Source organism: Leisingera sp. ABM4_101 (assembly GCF_056158725.1).
Map to the genome: position 1 here is coordinate 1,079,528 of NZ_JBSWTV010000002.1, position 17,335 is coordinate 1,096,862.

General features: G+C 61.1%; 14 protein-coding genes. 1 reads left to right on the plus strand and 13 read right to left on the minus strand.

What is annotated here, in order from left to right:
- The first annotated feature begins 204 nt into the window (after positions 1-204).
- The gene (locus ACXAEK_RS06195) at positions 205-876 is read left to right on the plus strand and encodes a GntR family transcriptional regulator (RefSeq protein WP_475040527.1); all 672 of its coding nucleotides are present in this window, start codon (positions 205-207) and stop codon (positions 874-876) included.
- A gap of 58 nt (positions 877-934) precedes the next feature.
- On the opposite strand, the gene ACXAEK_RS06200 is transcribed toward ACXAEK_RS06195, so the two are convergent.
- From ACXAEK_RS06200 to ACXAEK_RS06260, 13 genes are all read right to left on the minus strand, one after another.
- Positions 935-1,366 carry a universal stress protein gene (locus ACXAEK_RS06200; protein WP_475040529.1) on the minus strand — a complete coding sequence of 144 codons (432 nt, stop codon included), beginning with the start codon at positions 1,364-1,366 and terminating at the stop codon, positions 935-937.
- Positions 1,363-3,972, minus strand: a complete 2,610-nt coding sequence (locus ACXAEK_RS06205) for a TRAP transporter permease (RefSeq protein WP_475040531.1) — start codon at positions 3,970-3,972, stop codon at positions 1,363-1,365. The genes ACXAEK_RS06200 and ACXAEK_RS06205 overlap by 4 nt, the downstream gene beginning before the upstream one ends.
- Before the next feature lie 47 nt (positions 3,973-4,019).
- Positions 4,020-4,835: a pyrroline-5-carboxylate reductase gene (proC, locus tag ACXAEK_RS06210; protein ID WP_475040533.1), complete on the minus strand. Its 816-nt coding sequence runs from the start codon at positions 4,833-4,835 to the stop codon at positions 4,020-4,022.
- Positions 4,836-4,845: 10 nt separating this feature from the next.
- Positions 4,846-5,772 (minus strand): aminotransferase class IV, encoded by a 927-nt coding sequence (locus ACXAEK_RS06215; RefSeq protein WP_475040535.1) that lies wholly within the window; start codon positions 5,770-5,772, stop codon positions 4,846-4,848.
- Positions 5,773-5,882: 110 nt separating this feature from the next.
- A complete protein-coding gene (locus ACXAEK_RS06220) occupies positions 5,883-6,878 on the minus strand; it encodes a TAXI family TRAP transporter solute-binding subunit (protein WP_475040537.1) in 996 nt (331 codons plus the stop codon).
- 591 nt (positions 6,879-7,469) lie between these two features.
- On the minus strand, positions 7,470-8,489 hold the full coding sequence (locus ACXAEK_RS06225; protein WP_475039392.1) for an IS110 family RNA-guided transposase: 1,020 nt from the start codon (positions 8,487-8,489) through the stop codon (positions 7,470-7,472).
- 387 nt (positions 8,490-8,876) lie between these two features.
- A complete protein-coding gene (locus ACXAEK_RS06230) occupies positions 8,877-9,524 on the minus strand; it encodes a class I SAM-dependent methyltransferase (protein WP_475040538.1) in 648 nt (215 codons plus the stop codon).
- Positions 9,525-9,529: 5 nt separating this feature from the next.
- Positions 9,530-10,747 (minus strand): BtaA family protein, encoded by a 1,218-nt coding sequence (locus tag ACXAEK_RS06235; RefSeq protein WP_475040540.1) that lies wholly within the window; start codon positions 10,745-10,747, stop codon positions 9,530-9,532.
- Positions 10,748-10,762: 15 nt separating this feature from the next.
- A complete protein-coding gene (locus tag ACXAEK_RS06240) occupies positions 10,763-11,566 on the minus strand; it encodes a UDP-2,3-diacylglucosamine diphosphatase (RefSeq protein ID WP_475040542.1) in 804 nt (267 codons plus the stop codon).
- Positions 11,567-11,660: 94 nt separating this feature from the next.
- On the minus strand, positions 11,661-13,685 hold the full coding sequence (locus ACXAEK_RS06245; RefSeq protein ID WP_475040544.1) for a dipeptide ABC transporter ATP-binding protein: 2,025 nt from the start codon (positions 13,683-13,685) through the stop codon (positions 11,661-11,663).
- Between the two features lie 10 nt (positions 13,686-13,695).
- Complete coding sequence (locus ACXAEK_RS06250; RefSeq protein ID WP_475040546.1) at positions 13,696-14,538, minus strand: ABC transporter permease; 843 nt, start codon at positions 14,536-14,538, stop codon at positions 13,696-13,698.
- A gap of 1 nt (position 14,539) precedes the next feature.
- Positions 14,540-15,490 (minus strand): ABC transporter permease, encoded by a 951-nt coding sequence (locus ACXAEK_RS06255; protein ID WP_475040548.1) that lies wholly within the window; start codon positions 15,488-15,490, stop codon positions 14,540-14,542.
- A 97-nt stretch (positions 15,491-15,587) separates the two neighbouring features.
- Positions 15,588-17,084, minus strand: coding sequence for an ABC transporter substrate-binding protein (locus ACXAEK_RS06260; RefSeq protein WP_475040550.1), 1,497 nt, complete (start codon positions 17,082-17,084; stop codon positions 15,588-15,590).
- Positions 17,085-17,335: the final 251 nt, after the last annotated feature.

Genomic DNA, 17,335 nt, shown 5'->3' on the forward strand with positions numbered 1-17,335 from the left:
CCTAATGCGGCAACTGGAAATCCGAATCTGCTCTCCAGACAATCTTAAGCCGTCGGCTCCCGGCAATTCGGGATGCCTGGGATCGTTTGGAGCACTCAGGCAATAACACGACAACAAGATTGCCCAATTGTCGACAAAGCATCCCGCTGTGATATAATCAGGTCTGAGACCTCTACTTTTCCGGACCGGGATATCCCCTGCCACATGACACTAGCCAGTTTGAAGCCCATCGAGACCAGGACCCTGCGCGAACAGACCGTGGATGAGTTGAAGACGCTCATCGTATCCGGACAGCTGGGAAGAGGAGAACGGCTGACGGAAACCGGGCTGGCCAAGGCTCTGGGCATTAGCCGTGGCCCGCTGCGCGAGGCGATCCGGGATCTGGTGGAAATGGGGTTGCTGGTAAGTAAACCCTATACCGGTATCTTTGTGCGTGGGGTGACCAAGCGTGACATAGAAGAGCTTTACTCCTTGCGCCTGGCGCTGGAGCAGTTTGCGTTTCAGGAATGCTGGGACAAGCGCACCGACGCAAACATGGCCGACCTGCACGAACGCAATCACCGATTGACCAGTGTGATTGACGACGGCTGTTCCCCGCAGGAGGCCATCGAACGCGAGTTGGTGCTGCATAGCTGGTGCTATGAAGTATCGGACCATTCTCTGCTGCAGAAGAACTGGAGCCAGCTTCGGCCAAACCTGAGCTTCTATTTTACAATTCATCAGCAGGCGCACGAGCGTGCCGGACCGCAGCGTGATGCGCATGATCTGTATGTGTCACTGGCCTGCGGCGACAGTCTCGAGGCGATGTTGGACCATCTGACCCACCACATGCGGCAGGGTATGAAGCAGGCGCTTGCGGCGCTACCGGACGAATAATCCCGCGGAATGATCCCGGCTGGCAAAGGGCCGCCTTGAATCCGCCCTTTGCGCCATTCTAACGCACAACGTAGACCGAGCACTGTGCATGCCGCACAACACGTGAGGCGTTGGGCCCCAGCAGGTAATCCTGATAGTCCGGCTTGTGGGCTCCGATCACAATCAAGCCGCAGCCGGTTGTTTGAGCAGTGTTCAGAATCTGCTCATAGGCAGATCCCGTGGCGACGATCCTGCGCAGCTTAACATCCGGGGTCTCACCCAGCAGACTCGCAATCAGAATATCAATCCGGCTGCGGGCTTCTGCCTCGATTTTGCCGTGATGATCCGGCTGAAAGAAGCTGCCGACAAAACTGGTCCCATAATCGGGCACAACCGTCAGCACATCCAGGTGGGCTGCGGCCAGCCGGGCCTGGGATACGGCTTCCTCCAGCACGGATCTATCCTGATCAGGCCGGGACACGTCGATGGCACAAAGAATGCGTTTGGTCATGCCGGAACCTCCTGCCGCCGGGCACGGCTGCGCTGAACAAATGCGATCAATCCAAGCAGCAGCAAAGCCGGGATATACACCAGCTCCTTTGGCAGCCTGTCAGCGGTGGTAAGGACGGATCTCACCACCACTGGATCGTCCGCGTAGAAGTCGAATTTGGAGAGCGGGCCAAAGAACGGGGTGCCACCAAAAGGCTCCTCCAGCTTGACCTGCCCATCTTCGGCCATCAGCAAAAGACCCAGTTTACCCAGCCGTTCTGCGCCGGAAAATCCAGCGGGCACGTCAATCTTCAGCGTTAGGTCTTTCAGTTCAAGCGTATCGAAGTCCGGACCGTTCACGACAACCCGGAACTCGTCGCCCTCCGCGGCCTCGCCTAGTAATTGCTCCAGCGCTGCGGCTTCACCTTGGATAAAGGGGGCTTGGATCCGGTCGTGGAAGAAATCGGGGCGGAACAGGGCAAAGGACACCAGCACCAATGCCACGCTTTCGTAAAAACGGCTGCGGGTGATGAACCACCCCATGGTGCCGGCGGTGAAAACCAGAATAGCAATTGAGGCGATGACAAAAACAAACACCCCCTGCCACAGGGTGACATCGATCAGAAGCAGATCGGTATTGAAGATAAACACAAACGGAAGCGCCACGGTACGCAGCGAGTAGAAGAAGGCAGTAAAACCCGTTTTGATCGCATCGCCCCCGGACACTGCGGCTGCGGCAAAGCTTGCCAGCCCGACCGGCGGCGTCACATCCGCCATGATGCCGAAGTAGAAGACAAACAAATGCACCGCGATCAGCGGCACGACCAAACCGGCTTGCGCTCCCAGTTCCACTACCACAGCGGCCAGCAGTGAGCTGACGACAATATAGTTCGCCGTGGTTGGCAGCCCCATGCCCAGGAAGAGGGACAGGAAACCGACCAGCAGCAGCATCGCAATCAAATTGCCGCCGGACAAGAATTCGACCAGATCCGCCATGACCTGCCCTACACCGGTCAGGGTTACAGTACCGACAATGACGCCTGCAGTAGCGGTAGCCAGGCCAATGCCGATCATATTGCGGGAGCCGTCAATAAGACCGGCAATCACGTCGCGAGCGCCGTCTTTGATCTGCTCGGCATAATTGGTCTGGCCGCGGAAGAACGCCTTGAGCGGTTTCTGGGTCAGCAGGATCGCGAACAGCAGCATCGTGGCCCAGAAGGCCGACAGGCCGGGGGATTTCTGCTCGATCATCAGGAAGTAGACCAGCACGATGATCGGCAGCAGGTAGTAGAGGCCGCTTTTGTAGATCTCGGAAACCACCGGCAGGCGGACTTCCTTGGCATTGGGATCATCGGCTTCCAGATCCGGCTGACGTGCGGCGATGGCGAGAAGCCCTGCATAGGCCAGGCCGAGCATCACTGCCAGGATCCAGCCTGCGCCCTCAGGCACCAGCGAGGTGACCAGCAGCACTGGGTATTTCATCGCGTAGCACAGCAGCGCAAAGCCCGCGAAGAAGGCGAACATGCCGCCGATGGTGCTGGCCATGGAGACAGCACGGTCGCCGAGTGTCGGCATGTTCCGCTTCACGGCTTCCAGATGCACGATGTAGACCAGCGCGATGTAGGAGATCGCTGCAGGCACAAAGGCATGGGTGATCACTTGCACGTATGGAATGCCGACATATTCCACCATTAGGAAGGCTGCAGCCCCCATCACCGGCGGCATGATCTGGCCGTTCACCGATGAAGCAACTTCGACAGACCCCGCCTGTTCCGAGGTGAAGCCCACCCTTTTCATCAGCGGGATGGTGAAAGTGCCGGTGGTCACGACGTTGGCAATCGAGGAGCCGGAAATCAGGCCGGTTGCAGCAGATCCGACAACCGCCGCCTTGGCCGGACCTCCGCGCAGGTGGCCGAGTGCGCCAAAGGCAAGCTTGATGAAGTAATTGCCGGCGCCCGCCTTCTCCAGAAGCGCGCCGAACAGTACAAACAGGAAGACAAATTTGGTGGAGACGCTGAGCGGCAGGCCAAACACGCCTTCGGAAGTGGTCCACAAGTGGCTCATCGCCTTGGTCAGCGAGGCGCCTTTCCAGCGGATCACCTCGGGCACGTATTCCGAAGAGCCAAAGAAGATATAGGCCAGAAAGACCGAGGCGATGACGGCCATGGCCGGGCCAAGCGCCCGCCGGGCGGCTTCGAACAGCAGCAAGAGCCCGATCAGCGCAACAATCCGGTCTGTTTCATCAGCAATGCCCCCGGCCCTAACGATCTTGTCATAGAAGAGATAGCCGTAGTTTGCGGCAAAGGCGCCGGTCAGCGCCAGCCCCCAGTCGGCCATGGGGATATGGCCGCGCGGGCTGGACCTGAACGCCGGATAGGCCAGGAAGGCCAGGAAAATGGCAAAGGTCAGGTGGAACTGCCGCGAATTGTTGATCACATCTGCGGGCAGCAGAATGTTCACCACCGGCGAGGCCAGGACAACCTGGAACAACGACCAGGTTACCGCCGTCACCGCCATCAATGTGCCGACCGCACCGGCCGGATTTCGCGCCCCCGCATCGGAAGTGGCAACCAGCTCTTGCAGTTCCGCCTCAGTGTATTCCCGGGTTTCTACAGTGTCTTTTACCACGTCAGCCTCCCCTGATTGGCTTTGGCCAAGCCCAAAAGCAGCCCACCTTACGGGCCGGCCGCGAGTTCTACAGACCGGTCCCGTGCTGCTTGGACAGTCTTTTGGATCAGATCGGCAATTCCATCCGGCTTCCGCTGCAACTCAGCAAGCCCTGCTGCTGTAGTTCCGTTTGGCGACGTCACCTGTCGGCGCAGCTCGCCCGGTTCCTCTCCGGTTCGGGCCATGAGCTGGCCGGAACCCGCCACCATCGCAACCGCTAGTTTGCGGGCCACCTCAAGGCTCAGCCCTGCTTCCTGACCGGCAGCAATCAGCGCTTCGGTCATTGCAAACACATAAGCGGGGCCGGAACCGGACAGAGCCGTAACCGCGTGCATCTGCTCTTCGTCGTCCAGCAGTACAACCTCACCGGCGGCGCGCATCAGCTCCGCTGCCAGAGGCATTTGGGCTTGGGCAGCTGCATTGCCAATGACACCGCTCACGCCTTGGCCGATGGCCGCCGGAGTGTTGGGCATTGCCCGCACCACCGGCGTGCCGGTACCAAGCATCTCTTCAAACGTGGAGATCATGGTGCCTGCGGCAATCGACAGAAACAGAGTCCCGCCGCCGCCGAATGCCTTCAACCCGGGAACTGCATCCTGCATGATCTGCGGTTTGGTGGCGATTACCACTACTTCCGGTGCTTGAGAGAGCGGCTGGTTCAGCACCAGTCCCCGCTCCGAAAGACCCAAAAACCAATCGGAGGGACGCGGATCGATCACCGACACCTGCTCCGGCTTCAGGCCGGCCTCCAGCCAGCCGCGCAACAGCGCACTGCCCATCTTGCCGCAGCCCATCAGCAGCAGCTTTTGAATGCTTTCAAGCATGTATTCGTCCTCAGCCAGCTGTGTTCTCGCGGACCAGCTCCTTGTAGAGCTGCTGCAGCCGCGCCATCACCGGCCGCTCGCCGCTGCCGATGGTCTTGCCATCAATCGAAGCCACCGGTGTCTGCGCGCCGAAGGTGCCGGTCAGAAACGCCTCGTCTGCCCCGTAGGCTTCATAAAGCGAGTAGTTTTTTTCAAAGACCGGAATTCCATCCTGGCGGCACAGATCTATTACCTTTTGCCGGGTGACCCCGTTCATGCAGTAGTCCCCGCTCGAGGTCCAAACCTCGCCGCGGCGCACGATGAAGAAGTTGCAGGCGTTGGTGGTGTTCACAAAGCCATTGGGGTCCAGCATCAGGGCTTCATCCGCGCCTGCCTGCTCGGCCTGAAGGCAGGCAATGATGCAGTTCAGTTTGGAGTGGCTGTTGTATTTTGCATCCTGGCTCATAGGCAGGCCGCGCACTTGCGGCACGGTTGCCAGGCGGATGCCTGCGCTGTGCAAGCTGGATTTCGGCTTGGAGTGTTCGACGATGATCACGATGGTGGGCCCGAACCGGGACAGGCCGGGATGCTGGAACGGCTTGGCCTTGCGGCCACGGCTGATCATCAGGCGGCAATGGGCATCGCTCACCATTCCATTGGTTTCTGCCGTGCGGTTCATAGCGTCCAGCAGCTCGTCTTTGCTGAGCCCGATATCAATCGAGACGGACTTGCAGCTGTTGTAGAGCCGGTCCATGTGCTCGTCGAAGAAGGCCCATTTGCCATTGTACAGGCGCAGGCCCTCCCACATTCCGTCGCCCAGCATGAAGCCTAAATCGTAGACCGAGACTTTGGCCTCGTCACGATGGACGATTTCACCGTTCACATAGATCTTGATGTCCCTGTTGCGGGCATCCTCTTCGGCATCGTGAGTGGAATGGCTTAGGATCGCGTCGGACATTGGTTTCATCACTCGCTGGGATATGGGAAAAATGAATGCCCGCCTGCAGACAGGCATTCCAGTACAGGGGAGATACGCGTCCCGGGCCTGCATGGCCCGGAACCGGAGCATTACTGGATCAGGCCCGCCTCGCGGTAATAACGCTCGGCACCTGGATGCAGCGGAGCAGTGAGGCCCTGAGAGACCATCAGTTCTTTGTCCAGATTGGCAAAGGAGGGATGCATGGCCTTGAACGTGTCGAAGTTGTCAAAGACCGCCTTCACCATCTGATAGATTACTTCGTCGTCGATTTCCGCAGAGGTCACGAAGGTGGCGGACAGGCCATAGGATGGCACACCTTCTTCAACGCCGCGGTACAGCCCGCCCGGAATGGTCACATGACCGAGGAAGGGTTTGCTGGCCACCAGCTCATCCACCGCATCGCCGACAACCGGAATGATATTTATGTCGCAGGTAGTTGCAGCCTCTAGGACGTTGGCTACCGGGTTGCCGGCAACCATCAGGAACGCGTCGATATTACCGTCGCAGAGGGCTGCCGACTGTTCGGCTGACTTCAGCTCGGTGACCAGACCGAAATCGCTGTGGCTCCAGCCAAGCGCGTCGACCAGAACGTCCGCTGTGGCGCGGGTGCCTGAGCCAGGATTGCCCAAGTTCACGGTTTTACCCTTCAGGTCATCCAATTTCTGGATGCCGGTGTCGGTGCGGGCGGCGATGATGACCGTGTCGGGATGCAGGGAGAAAACCGAGCGCAGCTCCTTGTGCGGGCCTGCTTCCTCGAACACGCTGGAGCCGTGGTAGGCGTGGAACTGCCAGTCGGACTGCACAGTGCCCATTTCCAGCTCGCCCGCGCGGATGGTTTTCAGGTTGTAGACAGAGCCGCCAGTGCTTTCGACCGAGCAGCGGATGCCATGCTCCTTGCGGCCCTTGTTGACCAGCCGGCAGATGCCTCCGCCAACCGCGTAATAGATGCCGGTTACCCCGGCGGTGCCGATGGTCAGAAACGTTTCCGCAGCTACCGCGGCGCCGGGAACAGCCAGGCTGGCCGCCAGTGCCGCCGCCGTCATACGGCCCTTGAGATTCGCGCGCAAACTCAGTTTTTCCTTCATGATTTCCTCCTCTTAGGACCGCAATTGTGATTGCCCTGCGGCTGCCGCCCTTGCTGCGGCACAGGTGTTTTAGCATAATTATGTATGATTGTCGACAATCATACATTAGTAAATAGTGCTGTTAAGTTCAGCAACCGCATTCCCATCCCACACCACAGCCCTCTTACCTGGTAACCCGGTTTTACGTAAAAGCGGTCCTATGGGGGCGGCCAGGCTGCATGTGTGGCGAACGGCAGCAACTTTCCGCGGAGGCATTGCTTGGGGTAAAATGCTGCACCCGGTTGCCAATAGCCGCTCTGGCGACCGCTGCAATGCGGCGGCTGGATGGTGACGAGTGTCCTGTGTGGGTGGCGCCTGCATTGCAAGCGTTTTCTGCAGTGATCGCGGCGGTCTGTCAGTACCGTCGTGTGTTCGGCCTGTTTACGCAGCCAGTGTTGAGGTCTGCTGGCCTTGATGAGTTCCGCAAGCAAGGTTCCTATCGGCTAAACGACCTCGGAGGACGGAGACATTCTCGGAGTGTCCTGGCTTTTGGTTGACTTAAGTCCGCATCATCACATCAAGCGTCTTGCATCTCTGGGCAGGCCGGTCCGGTCAAGCGGCCGGTTGCCGGTATTCCTGTCGTTTTGTCAGTATTGCCCAGATGACCCGGGCGCTTTTGTTGGCCATCGCGACTGTCGCCAGCCGGAACGGTTTCCCTGCAAGAATCCTGGCGCTCCATATATCGATGCGCTCTGGGTGCTTCCTGCCCATCAGCGCGCGGGACGTCATGCCGGTGATCAGAAGCTTGCGGATGTATCTATCACCCTTCTTGGTGATTTTGCCGAGCTTCTCTTTGCCGCCGCTGGACTTGTTGAGCGGGGTCAGGCCCAGCCAGGCTGCAAGATCGCGGCCGGTCCTGAATTGCTTCGCGTCACCGATGGTCGCCACGATGGCGGAGGCAGTGATCGGGCCGATGCCGGGCATACGCATCAGGCGCCGGGCGCCGGCATCCAGCAGCGCATGCTTTTCAATCATCTTTGAAAAGCCTTCAACGCGCTCGTGGACTCCAAGGAACTGGTAGCAGACCGTGCCCAGAATGCCGCTTGCCAGATCGGGCATGCCGGGCCGTTCCCCTGCAAGGTGGCGCTTGGCAAAGGCGATCACAGCCTCAATCCCGCTCCGCAGCACATGGCCGAATTCGCGCAGAAGGCTGCGGATCATATTCGCCAGCTGCGTGCGCTGCCGGACCGCGAGATCCCGGGTGCGGTGCAGTGCCAGGATTGCCTGCTGGTCTTCGGATTTCACTTCGACGAAGCGCATTGTCGGCCGGCGGACAGCTTCGCAGATCGCCTCGGCATCAGCGGCGTCTGTCTTGCCGCGCTTTACGTATGGTTTGACATAGGCCGCCGGCATCAGGCGGACATCATGGCCCAGCCTTCTGAGCTCCCGGCCCCAGTAATGGGCGGACCCGCAGGCTTCCATGCCCACAACACAGCGCGGAAGAGCCTCGAAAAACGCGAGCAGTTTCGCGCGCTTGATCTTTTTGTTGAAAATCTTGCGGCCGGCGGCGGAAATCCCGTGAACCTGGAACACGTCCTTGGCCAGATCCAGTCCAACTGTTTTTACTGTCATTGGGTGGCTCCTTTCCTAGCAGTCGTTGATAACTGCAGTATGGCGCATTGCGACGCCGGTGGAGCAGGAGCCACCCACTCCATCCGCTCAGGGCCGTTCTCGCCGGTGGAAGTTGTTTCTATTGCCCTGATGCTGCGTTGCACCCGAGGCCAGCTATGAGCCTTCAGCCGTCATTGCTCTGGGTACGGTCCTTCGCTGGCGCAGCAAGCCAGTCACAGTCCGAAGCAGACCTCCGGCCTGCCGCATATCCACGGCTGGTTCGCATGCTGGTAGGGCGGAATGCGGGCATTCGCAGCAAAACGATTTACCGTCTTACTCCTTCAAAAAAACCGGACATTCTTAGGATAATCTGTCATCGTTTGACTTGATGCGCATTACTCCTCCAAATTAGCCTGGCATATGCACTATGCCGTATTGCGAATAGCCCCGGTACAGTTGGCTGCAGTGCGCCTGTCCCCCGGTTTCCGCAGCGACTGTTTCGAGAACGCTGCTGAGGTCTAGCCGGGGGGTGACATGAAAATTGGCCAGCCAACGGTTCAGGCCCTGCCCGAACCAGCGCGGCCAGCCGGCCTGATCCGAAAAATCCAAAACATGAAGCTGGCCGCCGGGGGCCAGATGCGCGCAGGACATGCGCAGGGCGGCCTGCCAGTCCGGGATCATCGAGAGTCCGTAAGAGATGAAGATCCGGTCGAATTTGCTGCGCCGGAAAAGCCGGGCACCATCAAATCTGCAGGCGTCGGCCTGGGCAAGCTGCACATAGTCACCGGTTTTGTGCCGGGCCGAAGTTAGCATTTCAGTGGAGATATCCAGGCCGTAGAAGGCGGAGTGCGGGTATTTGCGTGATGCCAGTTTCAGGTTGCGGCCGGTGCCGCAGGCAACTTCCAGCACGTGCGAGCCTTCTTGGGGGGTGAGCCCGGCAATCAGCCGGTCACGCCCGAATAGGTAGTACTTGCGTGTCAGGTCATAGATTAGCCGCTGGTGCCGGTAGGTCTGGTCCATCAGCACGGCGTGGTTAGTGGAGGCTTTGTCAAGCATCGGTCTTAACCTTGAAAACGGTAAAGATGGAAGGCACCGTAGATGGCAGAGCGGTCCTGCACGGTGCCGTGGGCGGACATTTCGGTGTCGTATGCCCAGCGGGCGAGAAACTCCGGGCGCACTCGCCCCGGTAGGATGTCACAGGTGCCGCCGGTGCGGAAGATCACCCGCGCGCCGGGGGCTGCGGTGCGGGAGATCTCCCGCCAAAGAGCGTTCAACTGCTCGTCGTTCATCCAGTCTTGCGCATCCAGCAGCACATAGCCGTGTTTTGATTCATCCGCTTCGCCAGCCAGCAGATCGGTCAGCGAGCGGTTCACGATCCGCGCTCGGCTTGCATTGACCTGCAGCGTCGCGAAGTGCCGCTGCTGAAGATAGGGCGGCAGGGAGCCGTCCGGCGCCGGATCATAGCAGCGGGCAAACGCCTGCCAAGCGAAGTAATTGTCGCGGATCGGGAAATCGCACATTAGCTTGCGGACCCGCTCGCGCAGTACCGGCAGCACGTCTCCGTTGCCGTCCGATGCCAGCTTGTCGTATTGTGCGGGCGGGATACCCAAGCCGAACAGCGAAGCCCGGAAACCCGCCAGTTTGCGCACCAGCCACATGTCGAACAGCGGGGCGATGCGGGTATCGAAAAATGCTGTTTGCTCCGCTAGGCTGCGGGCTGCCAGTAGTGGTGCGAAATCCACCCGCCCCAGCCGGGCAATCAGATGCACCGCCCCCAGAAACCGACCCAGCAGGCCGTAGCGGTAGAAACCTTTTCTGAACAACGAGATCCGGCGGTGGAATGGCTGCCTGCTGTCCCAGAAAGCTCGGGTGCTGCCGTCCAGGCTGGACCGGACATAACGGTCATACAGTTCCGCATTTCCGGCCATGCCTGCATGGCCGAAGAACTGGTAGAAAGCGGCGTAGTCCGGCAGGGTTTGCACTGCGGCCAGCTTCAGCCGCCCCAGCGCTACATGAGCGGGTGACAGGTCGACGGCGGTCACTGAGGCCGGTCCCGCGGTCAAATAGGACAGCACATTGCAGCTGCCCGATGCGATGCAGACCAGGTTGTCGCCCGGCGCGATTTCCAGCGCCTCCATGTCCACCACCGGATCCTCCCAGATCTGCGGGTAGACCAGCCCCAGAAACAGACGGGAAAACAGGCGTTCCAGCCGGCCAGTTGCGGCATCGCCTTGCTGCAGAACGGCAGCGTCCAGCTGCGCCTGGGCTGTGCTATTCATCGCTTATTGCCTTAGTCATACGTTTTCGAGTTGTTTCTGGCGGGTACGGGCACGCCGCGTGCGGACACGGTGGCGGGCTTCGCGGGCGGAGCGTTCCCAGTCGATCAGGGCCAGCCGGCCGCTGTTCAATTCCACGACCGCCGTGCAGCTCTCCACCCAGTCGCCGGTATTGACATAGGTGATGCCGTTCATGTCGCGGACCGCGGCGCTGTGGATATGGCCGCAGATCACCCCGTCATAGCCGCCGCGCCGGGCCTCTGCCGTCAGCACCTTTTCGTATTCGCTGATGAAGTTGACCGCTTGCTTGACCTGCTGCTTGGCCCATTTGGACAGCGACCAGTACTGGCCGCCCCACAGACTGCGCGCGCGGTTCAGCCGGGTGTTCAGCCACAGCATGAAATCATAGGCCCGGTCCCCCAAATGGGCGAGCCATTTGGCGTGCATCACGACCGAGTCAAACTGGTCACCATGGGTCACTAGGTAGCGCTTGCCGTCGCTTGCGGTGAAATCGGCCGTGCTCAGCACCTCGATACCGCCGAAATGGGTGCCCAGGTAGGAGCGCAGGAATTCGTCGTGGTTGCCCGGGATCAGGTAGATGCTGGCGCCGTCGTGCGCCTTGGCCAGCAGCGCCTGCACCACATCGTTATGGGCCTGCGGCCACAGGAAGCCTTTGCGCTTGATCCGCCAGGCGTCGATGATGTCGCCGACCAGGTAGTAGCTCTCGGCTTCATAGGTGTTCAGGAAATCCAGCAGCAGCTCTGCCTGGCAGCCCGGCGTGCCAAGATGAATATCCGACAGAAAGATCGTGCGGTATTTCATTTGGCACACTCCAGCTGAACTGCTTGCTGGACTGCTTAAAGCGTCAAGTTATCAGAACCATGACGCTTGTGAATTGGGCTTTTGACAGTTCTGGTCAGGCAAGCTCCGCCTCCAGGCATTCACCGGCTTCCTGCAAATGCTGCGCCGGTATGTGGCAATGGATCACATGACCTGCGCCGAGGACCTGCGGCAGCGGCGTCCTGGTATCGCAAACCGGACCAATCCGTTTTGTGCAACGGCCTTGGAACGGGCAGCCGGTTGCGGGCGGGGCCTTCTCGCTCATGTCATTGGCCAGCAGAACAGGAGCGGCATCCGGGTCCGGTTCCAGCACCGCGCCCATCAGGGTTTGGGTATAGGGGTGATAGGGCGGGGCATAGACCTGCTCCGCCGGGCCGATCTCGCAGATTCTGCCCTGGTAAAGCACCGCTACCCGGTCCGACACCGCGCGCACCACCGCCAGATCGTGGCTGACGAAGATATAAGAGCAGCCGTTCTCCCTTTGCAGCCGCGTAAGTAGCGCCAGCGCTGCCGCCTGCACTGACACATCCAGCGCGCTGGTCACCTCGTCGCACAGGGTGACTTCCGGATTGGCGGCAAAGGCGCGGGCAACGCCCACCCGCTGCTTTTCGCCGCCTGACAACTGTCTAGGAAAGCGCGACATGTAGCGCGCAGGCAAGCGCACCGCTTCCAAGAGCTCTTCGGCCCGCGCCTGCGCCTCTGCCCCCTTGAGGCCGAAGTATAGTTTCAGCGGCGCCATCAGAATTTCTCCGATGCTCTGTCGCGGGTTCAGCGAAGCGTCTGCGTTCTGGAAGATCATCTGCACTCGGCGAAGGGTCTCGCGGTCGCGGCCCGCAACCGGCGCATTCAGGCTTTCGCCATCGCCCAGCGTGATGCCGCCCTTGCGGGTGCCTGCGAGGCCTGCGATGGCGCGCAGGATGGTGGATTTGCCGGAGCCGGATTCGCCGACCAGCCCCAGCGTCTCGCCCTTCTTGAGCACAAATCCGGCGCGGTCCACGGTGGGGGCGGGCTCCGGTTTCTTCAGCCATCGATCCAGTAAGCCGGGCTTGCGATAGCTGACCGCCACGTCCTGCAGTTCCAGCGCGCGGGCATGCTGCACTTGCGGCACACGGCGGGTGCTGAGGTGTTCCGGCGCATGTTCGCCGGCGTAGGGGCAGCGCACCCGGCAGTTGCCGCGGCGCTCCAGCGCCGGGATGCCGTCCTTGCAGAGCGAGCGCACCTGCGGGCAGCGGTCCGCAAAGGCGCAGGCCGTCAGATCTGAGCCCACCGCAGGCGGCACACCCGGCATCGAGGGCGGAATGCCCGGTTCCCCCAACCGCGGGATCGAGGCCAGCAGGCCGCGTGTATAGGGGTGGTTCGGCTCCCGCAGCACATCGCGGGTCGGGCCTTCCTCAACCAACATGCCGGCATACATCACCGCCACCCGGTCGGCGACACGGGCGATCACGCCGAGGTCATGGCTGACATAGATCATCGCCACGCCCAGCTCCTTGGCGAGGGAGCGCAGGAATACCAGGATATGCGCCTGGGTGGTCACATCCAGGCCGGTGGTCGGCTCATCCAGCAGCAGGGCCTTGGCGTTGCCTGCCAGCGCCATCGCCACGGCAGCACGCTGCTGCTGTCCGCCCGACAGCTCATGCGGGTAGCGTTCGGCGATATCCTCGGGGCTGGGCAGGCGCACGCGGTTCAACAGTTCCAGCACCTTAATACTGCGCTCCCCGGCACTCAGCGCGGTGTGCAGCTGCAACGCCTCATCGATCTGGCGGCCGATCTTCAGGGTCGGCGTCAGCGCCTGGCCCGCGTTCTGCGGGATCAGCGCGATGGAGGAGCCGCGCAGGCGTGTCCGCTGCTTCTCCGGCAATGCAAACATGTCGTTGCCGTCAAAGATCGCGCGGCCGCGGAATACTGTCAGGCCGGATTTTAGGTAGCCCATCATTGCTAGCGCGACGGTGGATTTGCCAGAACCACTCTCGCCGACGATGCCCAGGGTCTCGCCCGGGGCAAGTTCCAGCGACAGGCCGCGCAGGATCGGCGCTTGGCGCCCGTCCTTGGCAGTGAAACCCAAAGACAGGTCTTCGATCTTGATCAAAGGTTCGGTCATAACTAATCCCTCACACGGCAACAGCGGTTGCGCGGTCCAGGCCCAGGGCCTTACCCACGGCGTCCGCCAGTAGGTTGATCCCAATAATCAGCGAGCTCAGCGCCAGGCAGGGCCAGAACACACCCCAGGGGGCGGTGCTGAGCAGCCCGCGCTCCTGCGCCACCATCAGGCCCCAGTCGGGTGTCGGCGGGGTGGCCCCGAAGCCCAGGAACGATAGCGAGGAGAAGGCCAGCAGCATCCAGCTCCAGCGCATTGCGCCCTCGACAAGCAGGATGTCGGAGAGGTTGGGGAACATCTCGCGCGACAGGATCGGCCACAGTGCTTCGCCCCGGGCCTTGGCGGCGGTGACAAAGTCGCGGGCGGCCACCTGCATCGCGGCACCGCGCACCACACGCAGAACGGCAACGCCGTAGAAGAAGCCCAGCGTCGGGATAATCGTCAGCGGCCCGGCGCCGCCGATCGAGATGATCAGCAAGAGGAACAGCAGCCAGGGCATCGAAAGGAAAGCATCGACAACGCGCATGGAGTATTCATCCACCCGCCCGCCGACGGTGCCAAAGAAGATACCGGCAAAGCCGCCCCAGAGCGTGGCAATCACGGCGGCGGTGAACGTGACGGCAATCGCCAGCCGCCCGCCGTAGACCACGCGCGAGAAGACATCGCGGCCCAGTGTGTCGGTGCCCATGAGGTGGCTGGCATTGGGCGCCAGCAGGATGGTGTCGGCGTTCTGCGCGGTTGGGTCGAACGGCGCGATCCAGGGCGCCAGCAGCGCCAGTGCCAGATGGAACAGAGTAAGGCCAAGGCCAAGCGCGCCGGAGGGTTTCGACGCAATTGTTGCAAGCAGTTTCAGCATGTCAGTGCCCTTTCCTGCGCAAGCGTGGGTCCAGGGCAAGCGCGGCGAGGTCCGCGGCCAGGTTCACGCCCACATAGATCACCGAGAAGATTAGCGCGATTGCCTGCACCAGCGGCAAGTCGCGGTCAAAGATCGCCTGGATCATCAGCGTTCCAAGCCCGGGGTAGTTGAAGACTTTTTCGACCACGACCACACCAGCTAGCAGCCAGGCGACGGTAAGCGCGATCACGTTGAGCGCTGGGATCATTGCGTTCGGCACCACGTGTTTCCAGATGATCTGGCGCTCCGGCACGCCCTTAAGCCGCGCCATCTGCACATAATCCGAGGCCATCACGTCAATCACCGAGGCGCGCATCATCCGCATGATGTGGGCGACCAGAACCGCGCTCAGCACCAGCACCGGTAGAACGATATTGGGCAGCATTTGCATAAATCCCGCACCGGGTGAGACGATTGTGACCGCGGGGAACCACTGCAGCACGATGGCAAAGACATAGATCAGCGCGGTGGCGGTCACGAACTCGGGGATCGTCATCGCCAGCATCGCCGCCCCTGATAAGGAAAGGTCCAGCGGCCTGTCCCGCCTGACGCCCGCGGCGATGCCGAGAAAAATAGCAAAGGGTATCGCCAGCAGCGCCGCCAACCCGCCCAGTAGAGCGGTGTTGCGGAAGCGTTCCCAGATCAGCTCATTGATCGGTTTGCGCTTTTTCAAGGAGTAACCGAAGTCGCCTTGCACGGCACCCGCCACCCAGTCGCCGTAGCGCACCATTGCGGGGCGCTCCAGTCCCTGCTGCTCGATGCAGCGCTCAAGCCGCGGACCCTGGGCAAACCGCTGCAAGAAGGAGGTGCAGACATTGCCGGGCAGCGCCTCGACCGCAGCAAACATGACTATTGAGACAAAACCGATGGTGAAGGCCGCAAAGCCGAAGCGGCGCAGGATCAGGGATGGCATGGGCTGGCCCTTTGCAGGAAAGAATGAGGCGCGGCCTGTTTTTTTGAGGGGCAGGCTGCGCCAGTTGAAAGGGGGGAGATGCCCCTTGGGTTATGGATCAGGAGCCGGACCCGTTCTTGGTCACGTCTTCATAGCGGATCGAGAAGCCCTCGACCGGCGGCAGGCCGCCAATTTTGGAAGACAGGACGCGGGTGATGTTCAGGTGAACCGGAATGAAGGAGCCGCCGGTTTCCCACAGCTCTTCCTGCAACTCTCCGTACAGCTCCTTGCGCTTGCCGAAATCCAGTTCGGAGCGGGCCGCGTCCAGCTTGGCGTCAAAGTCAGCCGAGTTCCAGGCGGTCTCGTTCCAGGCGGCGCCGGAGCGGTAGGCCTCATTGAGGATCTGGTCCGCCGGGCGCTGCGACCAGCCGGTGGCAAAGAAGGCTTCTTTCATCCAGACGTCACCCCAGTAACCGTCTGCCGGGGCCGGAACCAGTTCGATCTCGATGCCTGCGTCCTTGGCCTGGTTCTGCAGAACCTCTGCCATCTTCACTGCACCTTCCGAGATGTCGGAAACGAACAGCTCAACCTTCAGACCGTCTGCGTAACCGGCCTCTGCCAGCAGCGCCTTGGCGCCGTCCACGTCGCGGCTGCAATCGATCTCCTTGCGGTACTGGTCGCCGGTCCAGACCGGGTGGTCGCAGGAAACAATGTAGCCGCCCTTGCCGTAAACCAGCTTGCCCAGGGCATCGCGGTCGGCGGACATGCGGATCGCCTTGCGGACGTGCGGGTCGTTGAACGGTGCTTCCTGGGTGTTCATCACCAGGCCGACCCAGCGGCCCGACGGCACCGACTGGACGGTGAAGTTCGGGTTGTTTGCAAACAGCGGCACCTGCTCGGCAGAAACCGAGTAGACCAGATCGATCTGGCCGGCCTGCAGGGCAGCAACGCGCGCGTCCTGGTCGGCGATGGCAATCAGCTCCAGGTTTTCCACGCCGGCCTTGCTGCCGTAGTAGTTCTCGAACCGCTTCATGGTGGTGGTGCCCAGGGCGTCCAGACCGGTCAGCTCAAACGGGCCGGTGCCATTGCCGCTTTCGCACAGCGCATCCAGGTCGCCGCCGCAGGTTTCCGCGTCCAGCATCTTGATCCGGTAGTCCATGGTCAGCAGCGGGAAGTCCGCATGGCTGTCCTTGAGCACGACTTTGACGGTCAGCGGGTCAACGGCCTCGACATGGTCGATGATGCCCATCACGCCCTTGGTGGGGCTGTCGATGGTCTCGGACTGGGTGCGCATCAGCGAGAAGGCGACGTCCTCGGCGGTGAAGGCATTGCCGTTGTGGAAGGTCACGTCCGGGCGCAGCTTGAAGGTCCATTCCTTGGCATCCGGAGTGGCTGACCATTCCAGTGCCAGATCCGGCGAGGGGCGGCCGTCTTCGCCCTGGCGGACCAGGCGGGAATAGACGTTCTGGATGGCTTCATAGAACCGCTGCGGAGAGATCGGGTCCATCGACTCCGCCCCCCCAAAGCCCAGTTCGTGTGGGATGCGCAGGGTTTCGGCGGTGGCGGCGGTGCTGGCCAGAGCGATGGCAGCAGAAAGCAAAAGCGACTTTTTCATGGGTCTACCTTGGGCGAGGCCCGCTGGAATGAGTGGTGGCGTGATTGCCTGCCGCCGGAATTGCCAAATTGGGTGAAAGATTTGTGACGCCGGGGAAGGCGTGATCCGCCGGAGCTACCCCGGATTTGCCGCGATGCCTTGTTTTCAAGGTGTTGGAGAAGAAGGCCGGGGCCGCGGGGGCGGAATCTTTACAAAAGTTTCACGGGCAGCCCCTGCAATTCTGTGCTTAACCACCCGTATTCTCATCGTCA

Coding starts and splice junctions, on each gene's coding strand:
- ACXAEK_RS06195 (WP_475040527.1), top strand. CDS start 205: ATGACACTAGCCAGTTTGAAGCCCATCGAGACCAGGACCCTGCGCGAA.
- ACXAEK_RS06200 (WP_475040529.1), bottom strand. CDS start 1,366: ATGACCAAACGCATTCTTTGTGCCATCGACGTGTCCCGGCCTGATCAG.
- proC (WP_475040533.1), bottom strand. CDS start 4,835: ATGCTTGAAAGCATTCAAAAGCTGCTGCTGATGGGCTGCGGCAAGATG.
- ACXAEK_RS06215 (WP_475040535.1), bottom strand. CDS start 5,772: ATGTCCGACGCGATCCTAAGCCATTCCACTCACGATGCCGAAGAGGAT.
- ACXAEK_RS06220 (WP_475040537.1), bottom strand. CDS start 6,878: ATGAAGGAAAAACTGAGTTTGCGCGCGAATCTCAAGGGCCGTATGACG.
- ACXAEK_RS06225 (WP_475039392.1), bottom strand. CDS start 8,489: ATGACAGTAAAAACAGTTGGACTGGATCTGGCCAAGGACGTGTTCCAG.
- ACXAEK_RS06230 (WP_475040538.1), bottom strand. CDS start 9,524: ATGCTTGACAAAGCCTCCACTAACCACGCCGTGCTGATGGACCAGACC.
- ACXAEK_RS06235 (WP_475040540.1), bottom strand. CDS start 10,747: ATGAATAGCACAGCCCAGGCGCAGCTGGACGCTGCCGTTCTGCAGCAA.
- ACXAEK_RS06240 (WP_475040542.1), bottom strand. CDS start 11,566: ATGAAATACCGCACGATCTTTCTGTCGGATATTCATCTTGGCACGCCG.
- ACXAEK_RS06245 (WP_475040544.1), bottom strand. CDS start 13,685: ATGACCGAACCTTTGATCAAGATCGAAGACCTGTCTTTGGGTTTCACT.
- ACXAEK_RS06250 (WP_475040546.1), bottom strand. CDS start 14,538: ATGCTGAAACTGCTTGCAACAATTGCGTCGAAACCCTCCGGCGCGCTT.
- ACXAEK_RS06255 (WP_475040548.1), bottom strand. CDS start 15,490: ATGCCATCCCTGATCCTGCGCCGCTTCGGCTTTGCGGCCTTCACCATC.
- ACXAEK_RS06260 (WP_475040550.1), bottom strand. CDS start 17,084: ATGAAAAAGTCGCTTTTGCTTTCTGCTGCCATCGCTCTGGCCAGCACC.